Genomic DNA, 20,550 nt, shown 5'->3' with positions numbered 1-20,550 from the left:
ATTGGCCGATACCGCTGCATCTCCGACCCCCGCTCCCGCTGCGGGTGGGTTTGATCTCCGCGCCTTCCTGAACCGCACGCTGCGCGGTGATGTGGCGCTGGCGGTCGGCATTCTCGCCATTCTGGTGATGCTGATGCTGCCCATGCCCAGCTTCCTGTTGGACATGTCGCTGGCGATCTCGATCTCGATGTCGGTCCTGGTCCTGATGACCGCCCTCTTCATCAAGAAGCCGCTTGAATTCTCGGCCTTCCCGGCCCTCTTGCTGATCACCACCCTGTTGCGTCTGGGTCTGAACATCGCCTCGACGCGGCTGATCCTGTCCAAGGGGCATGAGGGGACGGACGCGGCCGGCGAGGTCATCGAGGCCTTCGGCTCCTTCGTCATGCAGGGCAATGTCGTCATCGGCATCATTGTCTTTGCCATCCTGGTGATCGTGAACTTCGTGGTCATCACCAAGGGTTCCGGCCGGATCGCGGAAGTCGCGGCGCGCTTCACCCTGGACGCCATGCCCGGCAAGCAGATGGCGATCGACGCCGATCTGTCCGCCGGCCTGATCACCGAGGACGAGGCACGCAAGCGTCGCACCGAGCTGGAAGGCGAGAGCAATTTCTTCGGTGCCATGGATGGTGCCTCCAAATTCGTCCGTGGCGATGCCATGGCCGGCCTGATGATCACCGCCATCAATCTGGTCGGCGGCATCATCATCGGTGTCGTCCAGTCCGGCATGCCTTTCGGCGAAGCCGCCTCAGCCTATTCCTCCCTGACCATTGGCGACGGCCTGGTCTCGCAGATCCCCGCCCTGATCATCTCGGTCGGTGCCGGCCTGCTGGTCTCCAAGGCCGGCGTCAACGGTCAGGCCGACAAGGCGTTGTTCGGGCAGCTGACCGCAAACCCGCAAGGCCTCGGCCTGGTTTCGGGCGTTGCCCTGATGGTCGGCCTCCTGCCCGGCATGCCGCTCATCCCCTTCGCCATGATGTCCGCCGGTGCCGGCGCCCTGGCCTGGATGAATCGCGATATCGCCGAACGAACGGCCCAGGCCGAAGCGGAAGCGGTCGCCGAGAAAGAAGCCGAAGTCGCCGAAACCCAGTCTGACCAGGAAGCCCCGATCGAGGACAGTCTTGCCATTGACGAGCTGAAGATCGAGCTGGGTTATGGCCTGCTGCCGCTGATCAATGATGTCGATGGCCGCAAGCTGACCGACCAGATCCGCGCCCTGCGTCGCTCGCTGGCCGAAGAAATGGGCTTCATCACACCGGCCGTGCGGATCATCGACAACATGTCGCTCGGCAATCACGAGTACACGATCCGGATCAAGGAATTGGAAGCCGGTCGCGGCGAGCTGGAATTGCACAAGCTGCTGGTCATGGATCCGGCCGGCCTGCAGATCGACATGCCCGGCAAACACGTCAAGGAACCGACTTTCGGTCTGCCCGCGACCTGGATTGATGAAGGCCTTCGCGAGGAAGCCTCCTTCCGCGGATATACCATCGTCGAGCCGGCCGCCGTCCTGGTCACCCATCTGACCGAGCTGCTGCGCGAGAACATGGCCGACCTGCTGTCCTACGCCGAGGTCGAGAAGCTGATCAGCAAGCTGTCCAAAGAGCACAAGGCCCTCGTTGACGACATTACCCCGAACCAGATCAGCCGGGCCGGCATCCAGCGTGTCCTGCAATCTCTGATCAAGGAACGCATCTCGATCCGTGATCTGCCGACCATTCTGGAAGGCATCGCGGAAGCCAGCGCCACGACCCAGAATCTCGACGCCATAGTCGAGCATGTCCGGACCCGCCTGGCGCGTCAGATCTGCCACACCAACAAGGCGCATGATGGCGTCCTGCCGGTACTGGCGATGGGCCCGCAATGGGAGCAGGCCTTCATGGAAGCGCTGGTCGGTGAAGGCGATCGTCGCCAGCTCGCCCTTGCGCCCTCCAAGCTGCATGATTTCGTGGCTGCCATTCGAAACTCTTTTGAAACCGCATCAGCTCAGGGTCATGTACCAGTGCTGCTGACGAGCCCGCTGATTCGTCCGTATGTGCGTTCTCTGGTTGAGCGTTTTCGCCCGCAGACCGTGGTGATGTCGCAGAATGAAATTCACCCGAGCGCGCGCCTTCAGACGATGGGCCATGTCGGTTAAGCGACCGAATTTGACCTGTGATATGATCCGAGCCCATGCATCTTAAAACCTTTGCTGCCCCGTCCCTGACCCAAGCCATGGCCGAAGTGCGCCGTGAAATGGGGCCCGACGCCGTGATCATTGCCACCAGCGATGGCCCCGACGGCGGCGTGCAAGTGCGTGCCGCCAGCGAGATGGCGCGCATTGCCGAGCCGGCCGAGCAGGTTCGCGACCGCGCCATCCGCCTTGCCGGCGAAGCCGATATCGAGCGTGGCCTGCGCGAGGACAATGAGCTGGACCGGGTGATTCGTGCGCTCGGCTTTCATCGCGCTCCGGGTTCAGCCGCCCAGGCCCTGATCCGCTCCGCCCATGATCTCTCCGATGGCCAGGCCGTGGCCCGCCTCGCCCATGCCATCGAGAGCCGCTACACCTTCCAGCCGCTGCCTGCCGTGCCCGAACATGCCGTCCTGTTCGCCGGGACGCCGGGCGTCGGCAAGACGTCGGCCCTGGCCAAGACGGCCGCCCGGGCGATCACCGCCGGGGCTGTGCCAACCCTCATCTCCTGTGATGGCGAGCGTGCCGGTGCCAATGACCGGCTGCAGGAACTCGCCCGCCGCATGGGCGCCGGTTTCCGCGCCGTGGATGATCCGCGCGAGATGATCGAGGCCGTCGACGAGATCGAGGGCCCGGTGCTGATCGACAGTCCGGCGGTCAATCCGTTCGAGCTCGACGATCTGGACATGACACTGGCCTTCGCCGACAGCGCCAACGCCGAAATCCTGTATGTCTTCGACGCCGGATTGACGCCCGAAGATGCCGAGGACGCCGCCTCGCTCTTTGCCTCGATCGGCGCCAGCCGCTGTATCCCGGTAAAGCTGGATTGCGCCCGCCGGCTTGGCGCCGTGCTCGGCGTCGGTGAAACCGGCCTGTCCTTCGCGCAGATTTCCTCGACCCCCTTCATCGGCGGCGGCCTGGCTCCGGCCACGCCACTGCGCATGGCCCGGGTCCTGATCGAGGACCGAAACACCCCCTTCGAGGAGGAAGACTGATGAAGATCGCGTCCGCACCGCAGGACCGCTCCGCCGGTCGAATCCTCGCGATCGCCTCCGGCAAGGGCGGCGTCGGCAAGACCATGCTGTCCATCGGCATGGCCCGCGCCTTCTCGCAAATGGGTGAACGCTGCCTTTTGATGGATGGCGATCTCGGCATGGCCAATATCGACGTCCAGCTCGGCCTGCAGCCCAATTCCGACATTTCCAGCGTCATCAATGGCCGCGTCAAGATCCAGGAAGCCGTCTGCCCGGCCATGGGCGGTGCCAGCCAGAAAGGCGGCTTCGATGTCATTTCCGGGCGCTCCGGTTCGGGTGCCCTGGCCAATCTGGCCGGTCCCGGCCTGACCAAGCTCGCCACCGGCGTCGCGGCTTTGGCGCTGTCCTATGACCGGGCCATTCTTGACCTCGCCGCCGGTGCCGACCGGGCCACGGTCCGCCTCGCACTGACTGCCGATGATGTCGTGATCGTGCTCAATGACGAACCGACCTCACTGACCGATGCCTATGCCTTCGTGAAGACGCTGCGCCTGCATGATGACGGCGCCTCGCCGCTGGTCGTGATCAATAATGCGCCGGACATGAATGCCGCCAATGAGGCCTTCGGTGCCTTTCGCAAGACCTGCGAGGCCTTTTTGAGCTTCACACCGACACTGGCTGGCATCGTGCGCAAGGATCCGACAGTCCCGGCCGCAATCCGGGCCCAGACCGCGGTCTCCCTGCGCGCGCCACAATGCCAGGCAGCGAAGGACATCCAGGCTCTGGCGGGCTCTTTGGCGCGCGGCAAGCAAGCCGCCTGATCGACCGGCCCGGGAGGCCTGACCATGTATGACAGTTTCGCAGATCGCCTGAGCGCCGGTTTCACGCCCTTCGACTGGTGGCTGATCATCGTCTTGTCGCTGGTCGCCGCCCTGATCATGCGCAAATGGCCGCAATGGCCGGCCGCGGCCTCAATCGCCTTCCTGATCGATGCCTGCGCCCCCTTCTTCTATCGCTGGTCGACCGGCATCCCACCGGATTTCGCCTTCGACTTTGCCTTCTCCCGCCTTGATGAGCGCGGTGGAGTGGTCGTGATCATGCGCCTGGTCATCTACATGATGACCATCGGCGCGATCTTCTGGGCGAAACGGCGTTACGGGCGCTAATCCGCCAACGGGCCAGCCTCCAAAAGGAAAAGGGCGACGCTCGGGCAAGCGCCGCCCTCCCTCACCATCCAGCTGCGAAGCTATTGGACGACGGTGATCTGGCTTTCGAGATAGGTCTCCGCCTCTTCGAAGGCGGCCTCGGCATCGCTGATACCGAACAATACCCGCTGGCCGGCTTCCAGAACCGGGCCGTAGAGCAGCGTCCCCTCGGCATCATCCTCGATATGGAAACGGCGCGTCCCGTCGGTTTCCAGCGCATCAAAGCGGGCCCGGACCAGCGCCCAGTAATCCTGGGTGGCGTTCCAGTAATCGCGCGCGGCCTGGGCATTGGACAGCGCGGTGCGGCGATAGGTGTTCACCCCGACTTCGCGAACCAGCTCATGCGCCTGCCCGTCTTCGTCCAGGGCGAGCTTGGAATTGTCCTGCTCGTGGATCCAGCCCCATTGCGTGACCGTGTGGCGGTTCACAGCGGCGATGGTGTCATAGTCGTCGCGCGTGGTGTCGTCACGACGTGGCAGGGGGCGCCACGAGACGGGCGGCTCCCAGGTCGAGATGCCATCGGCATCATGGTGCCAGGGCGCGACCGCGGCATAGCGCGGGCTGTCATCAACCTGATAGACGGTCTGCGACCAGGCGCCGTTGGCGTCCGCGGCGGCAATTTCCTCGACAGTCCAGTCATCGAAACCCTGGAAGGCCAGCATCGTCTCCGGCTCATAGCGCCAGTCCTGGCGCCAATGCTTGACGATGAAGGGATTGGCCGCGTCGCCGACGATCAGCAAGTGCTGCAACATGATGAAATCGCCGCGGTCCTCCACCACGACCACGACTTCGCGCGCGGGCGTCAGCTTTGGCTCGGCCAGCTCATAACCCGGCGCGATTGGCACGATCTCACGGAAATCGAATGTGACAGCGTATTCGCCCTGCATGGCGAGAATGGCCTGCCTGTCCTGTTCGAACGCAGCCTGGCTGTGCACGGGATGGGAATCCGTCGCAGCCAAGGCCGCGCGATCGGACGGTGCCGTGGTGGCGCAACCGGCCAGCGTCAGTGCGGCGGCGGCAATATAGGCGAGTTTCATAAGCCCCTCTTTGTCTCTGGGATGCGTCGGGTCCCTGGAATGACCCTGAAGAAATTGGCGTGTTGTTGATAAAGATTCTCACTTGCATTTGCATAATGCAAACGGCAGAAAGCAGCAAGTGCAAATCATTCGCAACAACGGGACATCACCATGAAACGCGTTTTCCTCGCCACAACCGCCCTGCTTACCCTCACGACGCCCGGCCTTTCCCAGGACGGCGAGACAGAGACCGGCGAGGATGTGATCATCGTCGAAGTCACGCGAACCCGGCTCGACAGCTTCGTCTATCCGGGCGCCACCGCGACCGTGGACACCGAAACACTGGACCTGACCCGCCCCGCCGATCTCGATGACCTTCTGCGCCAACTGCCCGGTGTTGAGGTATCCGGCGGCCCGCGTCGCACCGGCCAGACCCTTTCGCTGCGCGGTCAAGGCCGGGCCAACACAACCCTCTTGCTCGACGGTGCCCGACAGAATTTCGGTTCGGCCCATGATGGCGTTTTCTTTGTCGACCCGGCCCTGCTGGTTGGCGTCGATGCGGTCCGCGGGCCGGCCTCGGCGCTCTACGGGTCCGGCGCTTCGGGCGGCGTACTCGCCTTCCGGACCGCCAGTGCGGATGACGTGCTGGGCGCCGGCGAGACCTGGGGTTATGGGCTGGGCGCCGGCTACCGCTCTGTGGATGAGGAAAGCCGTGGCTCGGTCAGCCTTTATGGCCGCACCGGCGTCTTCGACGCCCTCGCCTCCGTCTCCACGCGCCAGTCCGGCGATATCACACTGGGGTCCGGCGCGGACCTCCCGGCCGATGATGAAAGCGTCTCAGGCCTCTTCAAGCTCGGCGCGGATCTGGCCGATGGCATTCGCACCGAGCTGAGCTGGCAGACATTTGACGGCACGGCCACCGAACCCAATAACGCCCAGGGCGTGGCAGGAGTCGGGTCGCTCAACGCGCTGGTCGACAAGGACATCACCTCGGACGCCATCACGCTCAATGCCTCGATCACGCCGCCGGCCATCAGCTGGCTCGACCTCGACGTCACGCTCTATCGCAATGAGACCGGCGTCGATGAAACCGAAACCGTGTCCGGCCGCGAGCTTCGCCGCGACCTGGAAACCGCCGGCATCCGCCTCGACCAGCGTTTTGGATTCACCCTCGGCGCCTTCGATGCCGGGCTGACGATGGGCGGCGAATATTATGAGGACAGCCAGGACGGGCATGACAGCGCCGAAACGAATGGCGTCCGCGGTGGCGCGCCCGATGCCGACAGCCAGTTCACCGCCGGCTGGGTTCAACTGGAACTCGACGGGCCGGCACCCTTGGGCCTGCCGGGCCGGGTCATCCTGCTGCCCGGTGTGCGCCAGGACCGTTTCGAGACCTCGACCCCGACCACGACGACCGTCTCCAGTGACGCCACGTCCAGCCGTTTCGCGGCGACCTATGCGCCGATCGAGGATTTCAACATCTTCGTCAGCTGGGGCGAGGCCTTCCGGGCCCCGTCGATCAATGAACTCTATCTGGACGGCACGCATTTCTCCCTGCCGCACATCATCCTTGGCCCGCCCACCTTCATCACGAACGCGTTCATCGCCAATCCGGACCTCCTGCCGGAAGAGACGGAGACACTGGAAATCGGCCTGCGGATGGATCTGTCCGGACGTACCAGTCTCGACCGCCTGGATGTCAGCGCCTCCTGGTACCAGACCGAAGCGGAAAACCTGATCGACCTGTTCGTCGACTTCGCCTTCGATCCGACCTGTTTCGCCCCGCCCTTCTTCGCCCCCTGTTCGGCGGGCACCACGCAGAGCCGGAATGTCGGATCGGCCGAGTTGGAGGGCTATGAAATCCAGTTGGGTCTGAGTGAAGGCGCCTTTTCGCTCGACGCGTCGCTGACCGGGATTGACGGCAAGGACGTCGCCACCGGCGCCCCGCTCGGCTCGCTCGCTCCGACCCGGCTCTTCCTCGATGGTCGGTGGTATTTCGAGGACAGTCGCCTGACCCTGGGCGGACGGGTCGCTGCGGCGACCGAGTATGACGAACCGCTGGACGTGGCCGAACACCGCGCCGGCTATGTCGTCGCCGACGCCTATGCTCGCTGGCAGCCCCTTGCCGACAGCGGTCTGCGTCTCAATGCCGGCATCGAGAACCTGCTGGATCACGATTACGACCGTGTCTTCGCCGGCACCAGCGAACCGGGCCGGTCGGTGCGGTTCGATGTGAGCTGGTCCCAGGCCTTCTAGGCGGCCCACCCCAAAACAAAAGGCCCCGGACCAGCCGGTCCGGGGCCTTTTGTGTCTTTACAGAACGCGCTGGGTCAGTGCGACGCGCGCCCGTGCCGGATCTGGGCGATCTCGTCGAGTTCATCCTGTTCGGCGGCGCGCACCGATTGCTCGATCCGGGCGAGGCGACGCTCTTCCAGAAGCTCGTATTTCTTGAGGTCCGTGAAGGCTTCCGACAGCCGGTCACGCAGGGCATTGGCCTGGACATCGACCTCATCGAGCGACGCGCGGATATTTTCCTTCCGCTTGATCACCGCCTGGGCGTAGGAGCCGTAAGCGACATAGCCTTCCTTGGACTGGGCCGCCGCCGCCTGCTCTTCCGGGACCGACGCCTCCAGGCGCTCAATCTGGCCGATCAGCGCTGCGCGCGAGCGATCAAGCTCGGCCATCTGCTTTTGCAATTCTTCCACTTTGAACCGGGCAAGCCGGATCAGAGGTTCATGTGAGCGTGTCATTGCCGCACTCCTTCACCACCACCCAAAATCTCCGACAGCCTTGCGAAAGTCGACGGAATGTCCGCCGCATCGTCTTTTTGCTGACCGAGAAACGCTTCCAGCGGTTCGTTGAGCTCTATGGCCCGATCCACCGCTGGATTGGATCCCTGGGTGTAGGCACCCAGACGGATCAATTCTTCCATGTCGGCATAGGCCGACAAATGCTTGCGCGCCTCCGCGACCAGGGGTCGCTCGGCAGCGTCATAAACTTCGGGCGCAGTCCGGCTGACCGACTTCAGAACGTCGATCGCCGGGTAGCGCCCCCGCTCGGCAATGGCTCGGCTCATGACCACGTGTCCATCCAGGATGCCGCGAACGGCATCGGCTATGGGTTCGTTATGATCATCACCATCCACCAAAACAGTGAAAAGACCGGTAATGGAGCCGGTTTTTCCGCCATCGGTCCGTTCCGGACCCGGGCCGGCGCGCTCAAGTAGCCGTGGCAATTCAGCAAATACGGATGGCGTATATCCACGCGTGGTCGGCGGTTCGCCGGCGGCAAGGCCGATTTCGCGCTGCGCGAGGGCAAAACGGGTGACACTGTCCATCAGGCAGAGCACGTCGAGCCCCTGATCGCGGAAATACTCGGCGGTGGTCAGGGTAAGGTGAGCGGCCTGGCGCCGGGCCAGGGCCGGGGCATCGGACGTCTCGGTGATCACCACGGAGCGCTTGCGGCCCTCCGGACCCAGAACATCATCGACGAATTCGCGCGCTTCACGGCCCCGCTCACCGATCAGGCCAATGACGATGACATCGGCATCGCAGGCGCGCGCCAGCATCGACATGAGCACCGACTTGCCGACGCCGGACCCGGCAAAAATGCCGAGCCGCTGGCCCCGTCGCATGGGAACAAAGCCGTTGAGGACCCGAACGCCCAGATCCAGACGGTCACCCAGGCGGGCCCGGCCATGGGCGCTGGGCGGATTGCCCTTGAGCGGATACGGGATGCCGCCTTCGGTCAGCGGCGCGCCATTATCAAGCGGTCGTCCGAAACCATCGAGCACCCGGCCCAGCCAGGACCGGCTCGGCCGAACCCGTGCTGCTTCCGGCTGCAGGCGAGCCCGCGCACCGGGGCGCACACCCTCAAGCGGGCCGAAGGGCATCATCAAGGCTGTCTCGCCACGGAAACCGACAACTTCGCATTCCGCGACCCCGTCCCCGGTCTCGATCTGCGCATGCGCGCCCAGCGATAAACCCGCCTTTGGCCCTTCCGCCTCAACCAGCAGTCCGTTCAGCGCGGTGACGCGCCCTTCAAGGACGCGGTCATCCATTCGCCCAACGCGATCGATCAGGGTTTCCATCATACGGGTCAGCCCGCCTTGCAAAGCGTGGCACAAAAGCCACTTCCCGATCAGTTTAGGTGCCGTCAGTTGCCTCGACGTAAACACCCGGCAAATTCTGCAGCCCCTGATCCCGACCGATTCTAGACCTGTCCGGATTCCGATTCCGTTTCAGAGTCAGGACCGGAAGCAAATTGCTTGTGGATAAGTTGAGCCCTGATCTTCACAGCCAAATTGAGCTGATTTGCCCATCAACACAGGCAAAAACGGCCCTCCGCCGTGAATACTTTATACCGCGCATATTTGATCAATCCGCTGCCACCGCCCATGGATCCGGCGAAATGGAGCCCGTTAACCCCTGAATGGTTAACGCGAAATCCGAATCAAGCTTCCCAGCAAGGACATCGCGAGCTGCCGATTCCAAAATCGGGTCAAGTCGCAGTTAACTTTCGTTAAGGGTTTCCGCATAGCGTCCAAATAAGGTTAATCACGAGATGAGGCCGGGCGAGAAGTGATTCGCCCCGCGTAGCAAAAACCGGAGGCGAACCAAATGCGGGTTCTTCTTATTGAGGACGATCGGGCGACGTCCCAGTCGATCGAATTGATGCTGAAGTCAGAAGGCTTCAACATCTACACCACCGACCTCGGCGAAGAGGGCGTGGACCTCGGCAAGCTGTATGATTACGACATCATCCTGCTCGACCTGAACCTGCCCGACATGCCGGGCTTTGATGTGCTCAAGACGCTGCGCGTGGCCAAGGTCGACACCCCGATCCTGATCCTCACCGGCAATGCCGACATCGACAACAAGGTGCGCGGCCTGGGCTGTGGCGCCGACGACTATATGACCAAGCCCTTCCACAAGGACGAAATGGTCGCCCGCATCCATGCCATCGTGCGTCGCTCCAAGGGGCATTCCCAGTCCATCATCAAGACCGGTTCGATCGGCGTGAATCTCGACGCCAAGACGGTTGAGGTTGAAGGCCAGCGCGTCCATCTGACGGGCAAGGAATACCAGATGCTCGAGCTGCTCTCCCTTCGCAAGGGCACGACGCTCACCAAGGAAATGTTCCTCAACCACCTTTATGGCGGCATGGACGAGCCGGAACTGAAGATCATCGACGTCTTCATTTGCAAGCTTCGCAAGAAGCTCGCAGCGGCCACCAATGGCGAACACTATATCGAGACTGTCTGGGGCCGCGGCTATGTGCTTCGCGACCCGGTGGAGGAGAAGGCCTCGGCCTGATTTCCGGTCTCAGCGTGATGAAAAGGCCCGGGCTGCCCGCCCGGGCCTTTTTCTTTGCGCGTCGCCGGCAGCCTCCCCTCAGGGGCGGACCCGGTCGCTGATCACAAATACCGGTCCGACCCGGTGAAGGAGGTCGAGACGCGGGAGTGACGGCACCCAGGCACCCGATACGACCCCGTCCAGATAAAGGGCATTCTCGCTGCCCAGCCCATCGCGGAAAAAGCGCGCCAGCCGACCGAAGGAAACCGGCTCAAGGCTGAGCACAAACAGGGCTGCACCCTCCCCGATCACGCCAACCCCGTTACGTACCCGGCGCGAGGGACCGTCATGCTGGATGGCAGGGTGCAGGGCCCCGTCGATGATGAGCATCGGCCCGGACTGGCTCGCCCACACGGCGTCGTCGGCATGATCCGGCCAGTCGGCACTGGTCACCACGAACGGGTGTCCGCGACCATCGGTATAGAAGACCCCATTGGGCATGAGATAGAAATTGCCCCGATGTCCCGCGCGCGTATTCAGGGCGCGCCCTGTCCTGCCCTCACCCACAAAGAGGCCCAGTGGCCGTCCGGTCTCCTCGAACATGCCGGCATTCATCGCGAAGCGAACGCGGCGCCCCTCAATGTCCGGATCGCGCAACAGCGCGTCGAGGCGACGCGAGCGTTGCGGGTCCAGATCATTGCGCACGAGACGGAGCGCGTGGCGGTCGGCCACGTAGTCGCAGACCAGGAAGCGGGATGTCTCGAAGATTTCTATCTCGCAGGCCGGAGGCTGCGGGACAATTGCCGGCGCGCTGTCGGGCTGCCCCCATGCAAGGCTGAGGGCAAAAGCGGCCAGGATCATACTCATGCGGACACCTTCGACACGCGGGCGGATCGGTTGACGAAATCGCCTCTACTAGGGCGCGCGCTCCGGCTCGGGTCAAGAAAAAGGCCCCGCAGCCGGGCTGCGGGGCCTTGATCAGGCAGAGCGGCGCTGGCCGGTCAGGCTGCGGCCGACTTTGCGGCAGCGGCACGGCCATAAAGACCCCGACGCCCTTCAACCGGCGAGAAATCACTTGAAAGCCCCACCACTGTCTCGGCGGCACCCATGATCAGATAGCCATCCTGGGCGGTCTGGTGGGCGATGCGTCCGAGCACCTTCTTCTTGGTGTCGGCATCAAAATAGATCAGGACATTGCGGCAGAATACCAGATCAAACGTGCCCATCAGGGAGAAGTTCTCGAGCAGGTTCTGCTTCTGGAACGTCACCATGGAACGAATGTTCGGCTTGACGCGCCACTGCTCACCCTGCTGCTCGAAATGTTGGACCAGGCGCTGTACGGCCAGGCCCCGCTGGACCTCGAACTGCGAATAAACGCCGGCCTTGGCCTTTTCGAGCACACGCGGTGCCATGTCGGTGGCGATGATTTCGATCCGCAGGTTTCCGAGCCGGGCACGCTCTTCCTCGAGCAGCATTGCCAGGGAATAGGGTTCCTGACCGGACGAGCAGGCCGCGCACCAGATGCGGATCTGACCATTATTGCCGCGGGCACGGGCCAGGACCGGCAGGACATCCTGCTTGAACAGGTCAAACGGTGTGTTGTCGCGGAAAAAGAAGGTTTCGTGTGTCGCAAGGGCTTCCGTGATCGACCAGAGGAGGCGCCCCCCGGGGTCGCGCCGGGCGGCTGAGATCAGCGCCTCGATCGACGGATACCCTTCGGCCCGGGCCAATGGCGCCAGACGGCTTTCCAGCAGATACCCCTTGTCGGCAGACAAAACGAGACCCGAGCGCTTGAACGCCTCTGCGGCCACGAAAAGGATGTCATCTTGTTTTATCATTATTACAGTCCACCTTTCACGCGCCGGACGATGCCCGGACCTATCTCCGACAAAGACAGGATTTCATCGGCCAGCCCGGCTTCCGCCACGGCTCCCGGCATGCCCCAGACGATACTGGTCGCCTCGTCCTGGGCCAGAATCGTACCGCCGGCATTGCGCAGCATGCGCGCGCCTTCGCGGCCGTCATGGCCCATGCCCGTCAGAATGATACCCAGTGCTGCTCCGCGCGTGACCTCGGCCACCGACTGGAACAGGGGATCGACTGCCGGGCGACAGAAATTGATCGGCGGTGTCTGATCGAGCACCGCATAAAAGCCCGCCGCATCCTTGCGGATGGTCATGTGAAAATCACCGGGCGCGACATAGACACAGCCCGGCTTCAGCCGCTCATTGTCTTCGGCTTCCTTGCACACCAGCTTGCCGGCCTTGGTCAGGTGTTCGGCGAGAATCTTGGTGAACAGCGCCGGCATGTGCTGCGCAATGACAATCGGCGCACGAACATCGGCCGGAATCGCAGCGATCACATCGCGCAAGGCCTGCGGCCCGCCGGTTGAGGAACCGATGGCGATGAGGTCCGGACGGCCGGTATGTCGCGGCGTGCCACGGGTCTGCGGCGGCTGAGCCACCGGCGCATGCATCTTTTTCGCGGGCGCCGAAGCCGGCGGCGGCGCGGAGATCGTGCGGGCGGTCGGTGCAGCCGGTGCGGCAGGAGCACTGGGCGCGATCTGGTTTTGCGTCGGGACCGGCGGAATCGGACGCGGCGCCAGGGCCTTCAGCTTGGTGAGAAGATCGCGGCGAAATTCCTCGGCACCCGCGAGCCGGCCGGCCTGGGGCTTGGAGGCATAATCTGCGGCGCCCATGGAGAGCGCGCGAATGGTCACTTCACCACCACGACGCGTCAGCGTCGAGGCCATGACCACCTTGCAGCCCGGCACCGCCTTCAGCAGCAGAGGGAGGGCTGCCAGACCATCCATTTTCGGCATTTCGACATCAAGCACGATCAGGTCGGGCTTGAGTTCCTCGGCCTTTCGCAGGCCTTGCTCGCCATCGACGGCAGCGCCGACGAGGGTGAGATCCGTGTCCTCTTCCACCCAGCGCGTCATGAGACCGCGGGCGACTGCCGAGTCATCGATCACGAGGACCCGGGCGATGGAATGGGCGGGAGACGCCGTACGGGCGAGTTCCGTCATTGGAAACCCCCTCAGGAAGCGCGCAGCAAACCCGTTTGCTGGAACTTGGACTCGATGATGTCGCCATCAAACGGCTTCATGACATACTCATCGGCACCCGCCCGGAGGGCTTCGGTGATGTGCGCCATGTCGTTTTCGGTCGTGCAAAAGACGACGACCGGCTGATCGCCGCTCTCTTCGCGCCGCAGCGCCTTGACGAAATCCAGCCCGTTCATGACTGGCATGTTCCAGTCCAGGAGGATCGCGTCCGGCATCTGCTTGCGGCAGGCTTCCAGGGCTTCCGACCCGTCACCCGCCTCGACACATTCAAACTGAAGTTCTTCGAGAATTTTGCGCGCGACTTTCCGGATCACCCGGGAATCGTCGACGACCAGACACATTTTCATCCCAACACCCTCCGCTAGGCGGCTTCTGCCCTGGCGCCAGCCGTTCCGATAACGGCCGAGACGTCGAGGACTGCCAGCAATTCCTTATCGAGACGGTGCACACCCTTGACCATCGACCGCCAGGTCGGATCGACATGAGCCGGCACCGGCTCCAGCTCCGCCCTAGGCCGACGAAGCACTTCACCGACACTGTCCACGATAAGTCCAAAAATTTCGCTACCACGCTCGACGCCAAGTGCCATTCCGGCATCATCGGCTTCGCGCGGCGGCAGACCGAGGCGGCGGCGGGCATCAATCGCGGTCACGATACGACCGCGCAGATTGAGCAGGCCGGCCACTTCATTCGGGGCCAGCGGGACCGATGTCACCGATTGCGGCGCGAACACTTCACGGATCGCGTCGACCGGAGCGCCGAAGAGCTGATCACCGATGCGCACCGAGACATATTCATTCATCGACTCGGCGCTGAGCTCCGAGTTGTCATCGTGATTCGTGGTCATGCCACCTTCTCCTCTTGAGACACCGAGTCGAGTGCGGCGATGAGAGCGCCACGATCAGATCTCGGCAGCACGGCCGTCAGGCCCTCGGACTGCGTATCTTCCGGCCAGTCGGTCACAGCGAGCGTCGGCAGGTTCGGCCACAGGCCCTCCTGGCGAATGCGCGACAGCGCCGTCGGATCACCGACCATGGCGTCGAACTGCTCCCCGGCCTCGGCAATGGCGTGCACTTCGTGCATGCCGCCGGTCGGGGTCACGTCATAACCTGCAGCAGCCAGCAGCGGCGCGATCATGCGGCGCGCAAAGGCGTCGGCATCGACCAGCAGGATGCGGCGGCGGCGATTGCTCGTCTTGCGCTGGATATTGCCGGCGCGGGACTGGTCGAGATACCAGGCGATGTCGACCACATCGGTGGCCTTGCCCTTGATGATGGCCGAACCGATGACGCCCTGCTTGTCCGAAGACATCTGCATGTCGACACGCTCTTCAACCACATCGACGATCTCGTCGACAGCCAGACCGATGGAGGTGTGGTTTTCGGCAAAGACCAGGACCGGCTGGCGCTGACCTTCCACCGTGCGGATTTCCGAGCCGATCGGCACGATCGGCATCAGGCGGCCGCGATACTGGACCACAAGGCGCCCATTCGTGCTTTCGATGGTGTCCGGATTGAATTCTTCCAGACGTGTGACCAGGGCGAGCGGAACCGCTTTCGGTTCGGACCCACCGGCGCGCACCAGCAGGAGGCGCTGCGTATTGGTGGCCTCTGCGGCTTTCGCGGCCGAGGCTTCCATCGAGGCTTCTTCGTCCAAGGCTGTTACAATCTCGCCGGCCAGACCATTCGGGTCGAGGATCATGATGACCGAACCATCGCCGAGGATGGTGGCACCGGAATAGGCATGAACGCCGCGCAGGGAATCCGAGAGCGGCTTGACGACGATCTCTTCCGTGTCGAGGACATTGTCGACGACCAGGCCGACATTGCGGCCACCGGCATCGAGAACGACCACGAAACCGGTTTCGTCCTCCTGGCCGTTATAGGCTTCGCCGACACCCAGCACATCGTGCAGGTCGACCAGCGGCATGAGCCGGTCGCGCAGACGCATGACGCGGGCGCCATTGAGGTTTTCAACCGTGTGCTCGGACCCGGCGCCAACACGAACCAGTTCGCGCACGGCGAGCTGGGGAATGGCGAAGCGCTGCTCGTCGCAACCGACGATGAGCGCTGACACGATGGCCAGGGTGAGCGGGATCTTGATCGAGAAATGCGAACCCTTGCCGGCGGTCGAGGTGACATCGATGACACCGCCGATCTGCTCGATATTGGTGCGCACCACATCCATGCCAACGCCACGGCCGGACAGGTTGGTGACTTTCTCGGCGGTCGAGAAACCCGGCGCGAAGATGAAGCGGTGGATCTGCTGCTCCGGCATCCGCTCGAGTTCGTCGTGCGTGGTCAGCCCCTTCTCGAGGGCTTTCTCGCCGATACGGGCCGTGTTGAGGCCCATGCCATCATCGGAGATGGCAATAATGATGTGCCCCCCTTCATGATAGGCGGACAGCTTGATCGTGCCCTTCTCGGCCTTGCCCGCCTTGACGCGGTCAGCCGGCATTTCCAGGCCATGGTCAGCGGAGTTGCGGACCATGTGCGTGAGCGGATCCTTGATGAGCTCGAGGACCTGGCGGTCGAGCTCGGTCTCATTGCCTTCCATCACCAGTTCGATCTTCTTGCCAAGATCGGTGGAGACGTCACGGATGATCCGCGGCAGCTTGCGCCAGGCATCGCCAATCGGCTGCATGCGGGTCTTCATGACACCGTCCTGCAGCTCACCGGTCACGGCGGACAGGCGCTGGAGCGGACCTTTGAGTTCTTCATCTTCCAGACCGCGTATGGTCTGCATCAGCTGGTTCCGCGTCAGAACAAGCTCGGAGACGGTGGTCATCAGCGCCTCGAGCACGTCGACACCGACGCGCACAGTCTGCTGGACCTTCACCCCGCCTTCGCCGGCAACGGCGTCATCGCCGCCCTTGAGCTCCGCCATTGCTGTCGCGAGGGCTTCGGCCTGACTCATGTCCTTGGTGATCAGCTCGGTCGCCGGCGGCGCGACAGCCGGGTCCGGCTCGGCGCTGGCAAAAGCGGCTTCAAGTTCAGCCGCGGACACTTCACCCGGGCGCAGCTCGCGACCCAGGGCCGGGTCGAACTCGCCGACGCCGATATGCTCGACCGGCTCGGCGACCGGTTCCGCGCCGGTCTCGACTTCCGGCTCGGTCCCGTTGAAAGCGGCTTCCAGATCAGCAAGGGAAACTTCACCCGGGCGCAGTTCGCGGCCCAGATCATTATCCCAGTTTTCCGGCTGCTGCGGGACGTTCTCGTCGGCCTGCTCCGGCAGGCGTCCCATCGAGGCGTCTTCGAGACGGCCGATCAGTTCGGAGTCATCACCGGCCGGTTCAACGCCGGTATTCTCGAGGGCTTCAAGCACGACCTTGATCTGGTCGATCGCCTGCAGGACCAGCGTCACCATCGGCGGTGAAACGCTCAGTTCGCCATCACGGAACTTGCCCAGAAGGGTTTCGCCAGCATGCGCCACCGCTTCCAGTCGCGGCAGTCCGAGGAACCCGCAAGTTCCCTTGATGGTGTGCAGGAGACGGAAAATATTATCGAGGATCGCCCGGTCTTCAGGGTTATTCTCGAAGCGCACCAGTTCGGAATCGATGACATCCAGGCTCTCGGCCGTCTCCGTCAAGAATTCGCTGATTAGATCGTCCATGGCAGGCCCCGTGCGGTTCTGATTCAACAGCAACCTGACAGGCCTTGGTTAACGGACTCTTGGCCGCGACGGTCTTCTCGCAGACAAATCGGTCATACGATATGCAACGCTGCCCACACCTGCGTCATCAACCAATCATCCCTTCCGGACCCTTCACCAGCGCGATGAACTCCACCCGGTTTTCATCCGCCTGCGCGCTCACCCTGCCGCCATTCGTGCGAGCAATCAGCCCCGTATAATAGGGCTGGATCGAGCGACCATCATAACCGTTTTCAGGCGCATGGGCTTCCAGGGCGCGGGCTGTGCCCTCTTCCAGGCGCGCGCGCGGGCCTTCCGATATGACACGAAGACGCGCCCCGCCAGCTGCGGTCGTCGCCTCGATGGTGACGGTGCCACCACGCGGCGCGGCATCAACGCCCAGAAGGCACATATTCAAGAGCAGCCGAGCCGCCTGCTTCTCCAGCCCGGTCGGCTCCACCTTCCAGACAATGTCCGGCTTGACCGAAGAGAACATGTTTTCGGTCAGGCGCTGCATTTCGCGACTGTCCAGAATGCCCGGCGCAGACCCGCCCGCCCCGAAAGCGAGGCGGCAGAATTCCAGCTTGGATTGGGCTTGCCGCGAACTTTCGCGCACCAGATCCATGGCGTCATCATGCATGTCACCACTGTCCGGATCATCGAACACGCTGAGCGCAGCGCCCAGCGCGGAGACCGGGCTGACAAGGTCATGACAGAGCCGTGCACAGAGCAGGGCGGCGAGTTGGTCGGCCGGGAGTTCGGCGGTGATATCGTCTTGCATGGCATTTTCCATACATGATTCTTGACCGCCGGGACCGGTTTTCGCACCGAAACTGCGATCGGGACTCCGGAAAGGTCTTGGCAACCGGATCAGTCCAAGACATGATTCGTTCCCGGCTGTGGGGACAGGTTTCGCGGGAATACGGGGCAACCCGGCAAACGGTGCGAGACTTGCTTGATGGACCACACATGCAGTGTCGTGTGAGCAGACCGGAGTTTTGCGCCTGTGGCTGAGTTTGACGTGACCCGTGCCGATACCCGTCGCACGCGAGGCCTCGTGGCCTTCGCCAGTCTCACCTTGTCTGCCGGCCTTCTGGCCGCGCTGATGGTGGGTGGAGAGCCGAGCAGTGACGCTGCCAGCAGCGACGCGATCAGCCTGGCCGTCGCGGCACCGATCGATGCCGGTTCCGAACCTGCCCTGCCCATCGATGTCTCGGAGCAGGACACCCTGCCGGTCGAACCGATTTCGGTCCTGCTCGATCCGAGCGAGCTGGTCCATGTCAATGACGCCGCCTTCACCCAGTGCGCCAATTGCCCGACCCGGATCCAGATTGAACGCACCGTGCCGCGCGGCGGCACCCTGGCGGGCGTGCTGGATGATGCCGACATTGACCGTGTCCAGGCGGCCCGCGCAATTGCGGCCCTCGGCACTGTTTTCGACCTGCGCTATCTGCGCGCCGGCGAGCGGATCAATCTCTATTTCGAAACCGAGACCCCGGCTGATGGCAGCGAGTCCTTCACGCGCTTTGACGGGCTCTCCTTCCGTCCCGATGTCGAGCGCTCGATCACCGTCGCCCGCACCTTTGATGACAGTTTCCGGGCTCGTGAGACCATTGCCGAATTCGACCGTGAGATGGTGCGGGCCTCCGGCTCCATCACCGCCTCGCTCTACGTCGATGCGCTCAATGCGGGTGCCACCGACCGCGTCGTCGTCGAGCTGGCTGGCGTTCTGGCCTATGCGATCGACTTCCAGCGCTCGATCCAGCCCGGTGATGATTTCGACATCCTGTTCGAGCGTTTCGTCGACGAGGAAGGCAATACCGCGCGCACCGGTGACATTCTCTACGCCATGTATGACGGGCGCGGCGACGCCAAGGAATTCTTCCGCTACGAGACCGAGGACGGCATTGTCGGCTATTACAGCACGGAAGGGGCCAGCGCCCAGCGCCTGCTGATGCTGACACCCGTCAATGGCGCCCGCCTTTCCTCATCCTTCTCGACAGCCCGCCGCCACCCGATCCTGGGCTATACGCGCCGCCATAACGGCACCGATTTCGCCGCCCCGCGTGGCACCCCGGTCATGGCCGCCGGCAATGGTATCGTCGAACGGGCCGATCGCTTTGGCAGTTTCGGCAATTATGTCCGGATCCGTCACGCCAATGGCTACGAAACCGCCTATGCCCATTTGAACGGCTTTGCCCGCGGCATTCGCGCCGGCAGTCGCGTCACCCAGGGCCAGGTCATCGCCTATGTCGGCACGACAGGGCGTTCGACCGGTCCGCATCTGCATTATGAAGTCCATCACAATGGTACCCCGCGCAATCCGATGACTCTGGACCTGCCCACAGGGCGTCAGTTGTCAGAGGACGAGATCCCGCTCTTCGAGGCCGAACGCGACCGCATCATCGCCATCCGCGAAGCTGCGCGCCCGGCCGCAGAAGACGAGACACCGGTCGTGGCCGATGCGGGGAATGGGGCGCAGTAACGCCTCCCGGTCGGACCACCATTGACGCGACTGCCCGAAAACCGTACCAGCACGGCAGGCATGGAGATGCCCGCCGCTCGCAGGTTTCGGCCCTGGTGAAATCTCCCCTGGATACGACATTTCCCTCACGTCTTTTCGACATGCGGCGGGATGGCAAGGCGAGCCCCATCACTTGATCCGCATGCCAGGAAAGAAGGGCATGTCATGACCCCAACCCAACCGCTTTCGCGCGACGCGCTGAAAGCCCAGGCCAAACGCTTGCGCAAAGCGCTCGAAGCGGAAGGCAATTTCATCTCCCATGGTGAAGCGCTGGAACTCCTCGCTCACCAGATGGGCCATCGCGACTGGAACACGCTGAGTGCCAAAGCCGGCAATCGGCCGGACACACCGCTGGCCGTCGGCGGACGCGTGTCAGGCCACTATCTCGGCCAGCGCTTTGACGCCGACATCATCGGCCTCCAAAGTGTCTCCAGTGGCAGCGGCGGCTGGCGGGTTTCACTCGATCTCGACGCGGCGGTCGACGTTGTGAAATTCGACGGCTTCTCGAATATGAGGCGCCGTATCAACGGTACGGTCGGCCGCGACGGTCGATCAGTCGCACGGACATCAGACGGCACGCCGCACGTGCAGCTGTCGCTTCGTTAAAACGCGAAATGAATACCGGTTGAAAGCCATCAACCAAACCAGTACGACCCCGCCAACAGGCAAGACT

General features: G+C 63.3%; 18 protein-coding genes. 8 read left to right on the top strand and 10 right to left on the bottom strand.

From position 1 onward, the window contains the following. Position 1 precedes the first annotated feature (1 nt). From flhA to JXQ94_RS02700, 4 genes are read left to right on the top strand one after another with little or no spacing between them, the layout of a single operon-like run. Positions 2 to 2,134 carry a flagellar biosynthesis protein FlhA gene (gene flhA / locus JXQ94_RS02715; protein WP_421922281.1) on the top strand — a complete coding sequence of 711 codons (2,133 nt, stop codon included), beginning with the start codon at positions 2 to 4 and terminating at the stop codon, positions 2,132 to 2,134. Positions 2,135 to 2,169: 35 nt separating this feature from the next. Continuing rightward, positions 2,170 to 3,162, top strand: a complete 993-nt coding sequence (locus JXQ94_RS02710) for a flagellar biosynthesis-like protein (FlhF) (RefSeq protein ID WP_421922280.1) — start codon at positions 2,170 to 2,172, stop codon at positions 3,160 to 3,162. Continuing rightward, on the top strand, positions 3,162 to 3,962 hold the full coding sequence (locus tag JXQ94_RS02705) for an AAA family ATPase (RefSeq protein WP_421922279.1): 801 nt from the start codon (positions 3,162 to 3,164) through the stop codon (positions 3,960 to 3,962). Before JXQ94_RS02710 ends, JXQ94_RS02705 begins: the two co-directional genes overlap by 1 nt. Positions 3,963 to 3,986: 24 nt before the next feature. Then, positions 3,987 to 4,307, top strand: coding sequence for a hypothetical protein (locus JXQ94_RS02700; RefSeq protein WP_295692999.1), 321 nt, complete (start codon positions 3,987 to 3,989; stop codon positions 4,305 to 4,307). Positions 4,308 to 4,387: 80 nt separating this feature from the next. On the opposite strand, the gene JXQ94_RS02695 is transcribed toward JXQ94_RS02700, so the two are convergent. Further along, positions 4,388 to 5,383 (bottom strand): DUF6607 family protein, encoded by a 996-nt coding sequence (locus tag JXQ94_RS02695; RefSeq protein WP_421922278.1) that lies wholly within the window; start codon positions 5,381 to 5,383, stop codon positions 4,388 to 4,390. A gap of 150 nt (positions 5,384 to 5,533) precedes the next feature. Here JXQ94_RS02695 and JXQ94_RS02690 point away from each other — a divergent pair, with 150 nt between their 5' ends. Then, on the top strand, positions 5,534 to 7,618 hold the full coding sequence (locus tag JXQ94_RS02690; protein ID WP_421922277.1) for a TonB-dependent receptor domain-containing protein: 2,085 nt from the start codon (positions 5,534 to 5,536) through the stop codon (positions 7,616 to 7,618). A 74-nt stretch (positions 7,619 to 7,692) separates the two neighbouring features. Here the strand turns inward: JXQ94_RS02690 and JXQ94_RS02685 are convergent, their stop codons facing one another. After that, the gene (locus JXQ94_RS02685) at positions 7,693 to 8,112 is read right to left on the bottom strand and encodes a flagellar FliJ family protein (RefSeq protein WP_421922276.1); all 420 of its coding nucleotides are present in this window, start codon (positions 8,110 to 8,112) and stop codon (positions 7,693 to 7,695) included. Then, positions 8,109 to 9,452, bottom strand: a complete 1,344-nt coding sequence (gene fliI / locus JXQ94_RS02680) for a flagellar protein export ATPase FliI (RefSeq protein WP_421922669.1) — start codon at positions 9,450 to 9,452, stop codon at positions 8,109 to 8,111. Before fliI ends, JXQ94_RS02685 begins: the two co-directional genes overlap by 4 nt. Before the next feature lie 529 nt (positions 9,453 to 9,981). On the opposite strand from fliI, the gene ctrA reads away from it, so the two are divergent. Further along, positions 9,982 to 10,677 (top strand): response regulator transcription factor CtrA, encoded by a 696-nt coding sequence (gene ctrA, locus JXQ94_RS02675; RefSeq protein WP_075188927.1) that lies wholly within the window; start codon positions 9,982 to 9,984, stop codon positions 10,675 to 10,677. A 78-nt stretch (positions 10,678 to 10,755) separates the two neighbouring features. Here ctrA and JXQ94_RS02670 read toward each other — a convergent pair whose 3' ends face one another. From JXQ94_RS02670 to chpT, 7 genes are all read right to left on the bottom strand, one after another. Next, a complete protein-coding gene (locus tag JXQ94_RS02670) occupies positions 10,756 to 11,523 on the bottom strand; it encodes a phosphodiester glycosidase family protein (RefSeq protein ID WP_421922275.1) in 768 nt (255 codons plus the stop codon). 134 nt (positions 11,524 to 11,657) lie between these two features. Next, positions 11,658 to 12,494, bottom strand: coding sequence for a CheR family methyltransferase (locus tag JXQ94_RS02665; protein ID WP_421922274.1), 837 nt, complete (start codon positions 12,492 to 12,494; stop codon positions 11,658 to 11,660). Positions 12,495 to 12,496: 2 nt separating this feature from the next. After that, positions 12,497 to 13,684, bottom strand: coding sequence for a protein-glutamate methylesterase/protein-glutamine glutaminase (locus JXQ94_RS02660; RefSeq protein WP_421922273.1), 1,188 nt, complete (start codon positions 13,682 to 13,684; stop codon positions 12,497 to 12,499). Positions 13,685 to 13,695: 11 nt separating this feature from the next. Next, entirely contained in the window at positions 13,696 to 14,070 is a 375-nt protein-coding gene (locus JXQ94_RS02655) for a response regulator (RefSeq protein ID WP_421922272.1), read from the bottom strand. A gap of 14 nt (positions 14,071 to 14,084) precedes the next feature. Further along, positions 14,085 to 14,570: a chemotaxis protein CheW gene (locus tag JXQ94_RS02650; RefSeq protein WP_421922271.1), complete on the bottom strand. Its 486-nt coding sequence runs from the start codon at positions 14,568 to 14,570 to the stop codon at positions 14,085 to 14,087. Further along, positions 14,567 to 17,335, bottom strand: a complete 2,769-nt coding sequence (locus JXQ94_RS02645; RefSeq protein WP_421922270.1) for a chemotaxis protein CheW — start codon at positions 17,333 to 17,335, stop codon at positions 14,567 to 14,569. The genes JXQ94_RS02650 and JXQ94_RS02645 overlap by 4 nt, the downstream gene beginning before the upstream one ends. A gap of 127 nt (positions 17,336 to 17,462) precedes the next feature. Further along, entirely contained in the window at positions 17,463 to 18,134 is a 672-nt protein-coding gene (gene chpT, locus JXQ94_RS02640) for a histidine phosphotransferase ChpT (RefSeq protein ID WP_295692968.1), read from the bottom strand. 225 nt (positions 18,135 to 18,359) lie between these two features. Between chpT and JXQ94_RS02635 the strand changes: the two genes are divergently transcribed. After that, positions 18,360 to 19,838 carry a peptidoglycan DD-metalloendopeptidase family protein gene (locus tag JXQ94_RS02635; RefSeq protein WP_421922269.1) on the top strand — a complete coding sequence of 493 codons (1,479 nt, stop codon included), beginning with the start codon at positions 18,360 to 18,362 and terminating at the stop codon, positions 19,836 to 19,838. A gap of 204 nt (positions 19,839 to 20,042) precedes the next feature. Continuing rightward, entirely contained in the window at positions 20,043 to 20,483 is a 441-nt protein-coding gene (locus JXQ94_RS02630; RefSeq protein WP_421922268.1) for a glyoxalase superfamily protein, read from the top strand. The last annotated feature ends 67 nt before the right edge of the window (positions 20,484 to 20,550 follow it).

The organism is Maricaulis maris (assembly GCF_049116555.1).
Lineage (GTDB): Bacteria > Pseudomonadota > Alphaproteobacteria > Caulobacterales > Maricaulaceae > Maricaulis > Maricaulis maris_C.
The sequence above is the reverse complement of the archived record's forward strand: the minus strand, read 5'-3'. Positions and strand labels throughout refer to the sequence as shown.

Excerpts from the sequence above, each read along its gene's own strand:
- JXQ94_RS02710 (WP_421922280.1), top strand. The coding sequence starts at position 2,170 with ATGCATCTTAAAACCTTTGCTGCCCCGTCCCTGACCCAAGCCATGGCC.
- JXQ94_RS02705 (WP_421922279.1), top strand. The coding sequence starts at position 3,162 with ATGAAGATCGCGTCCGCACCGCAGGACCGCTCCGCCGGTCGAATCCTC.
- JXQ94_RS02700 (WP_295692999.1), top strand. The coding sequence starts at position 3,987 with ATGTATGACAGTTTCGCAGATCGCCTGAGCGCCGGTTTCACGCCCTTC.
- JXQ94_RS02695 (WP_421922278.1), bottom strand. The coding sequence starts at position 5,383 with ATGAAACTCGCCTATATTGCCGCCGCCGCACTGACGCTGGCCGGTTGC.
- JXQ94_RS02690 (WP_421922277.1), top strand. The coding sequence starts at position 5,534 with ATGAAACGCGTTTTCCTCGCCACAACCGCCCTGCTTACCCTCACGACG.
- JXQ94_RS02685 (WP_421922276.1), bottom strand. The coding sequence starts at position 8,112 with ATGACACGCTCACATGAACCTCTGATCCGGCTTGCCCGGTTCAAAGTG.
- fliI (WP_421922669.1), bottom strand. The coding sequence starts at position 9,452 with ATGGAAACCCTGATCGATCGCGTTGGGCGAATGGATGACCGCGTCCTT.
- ctrA (WP_075188927.1), top strand. The coding sequence starts at position 9,982 with ATGCGGGTTCTTCTTATTGAGGACGATCGGGCGACGTCCCAGTCGATC.
- JXQ94_RS02670 (WP_421922275.1), bottom strand. The coding sequence starts at position 11,523 with ATGAGTATGATCCTGGCCGCTTTTGCCCTCAGCCTTGCATGGGGGCAG.
- JXQ94_RS02665 (WP_421922274.1), bottom strand. The coding sequence starts at position 12,494 with ATGATAAAACAAGATGACATCCTTTTCGTGGCCGCAGAGGCGTTCAAG.
- JXQ94_RS02660 (WP_421922273.1), bottom strand. The coding sequence starts at position 13,684 with ATGACGGAACTCGCCCGTACGGCGTCTCCCGCCCATTCCATCGCCCGG.
- JXQ94_RS02655 (WP_421922272.1), bottom strand. The coding sequence starts at position 14,070 with ATGAAAATGTGTCTGGTCGTCGACGATTCCCGGGTGATCCGGAAAGTC.
- JXQ94_RS02650 (WP_421922271.1), bottom strand. The coding sequence starts at position 14,570 with ATGACCACGAATCACGATGACAACTCGGAGCTCAGCGCCGAGTCGATG.
- JXQ94_RS02645 (WP_421922270.1), bottom strand. The coding sequence starts at position 17,335 with ATGGACGATCTAATCAGCGAATTCTTGACGGAGACGGCCGAGAGCCTG.
- chpT (WP_295692968.1), bottom strand. The coding sequence starts at position 18,134 with ATGCAAGACGATATCACCGCCGAACTCCCGGCCGACCAACTCGCCGCC.
- JXQ94_RS02630 (WP_421922268.1), top strand. The coding sequence starts at position 20,043 with ATGACCCCAACCCAACCGCTTTCGCGCGACGCGCTGAAAGCCCAGGCC.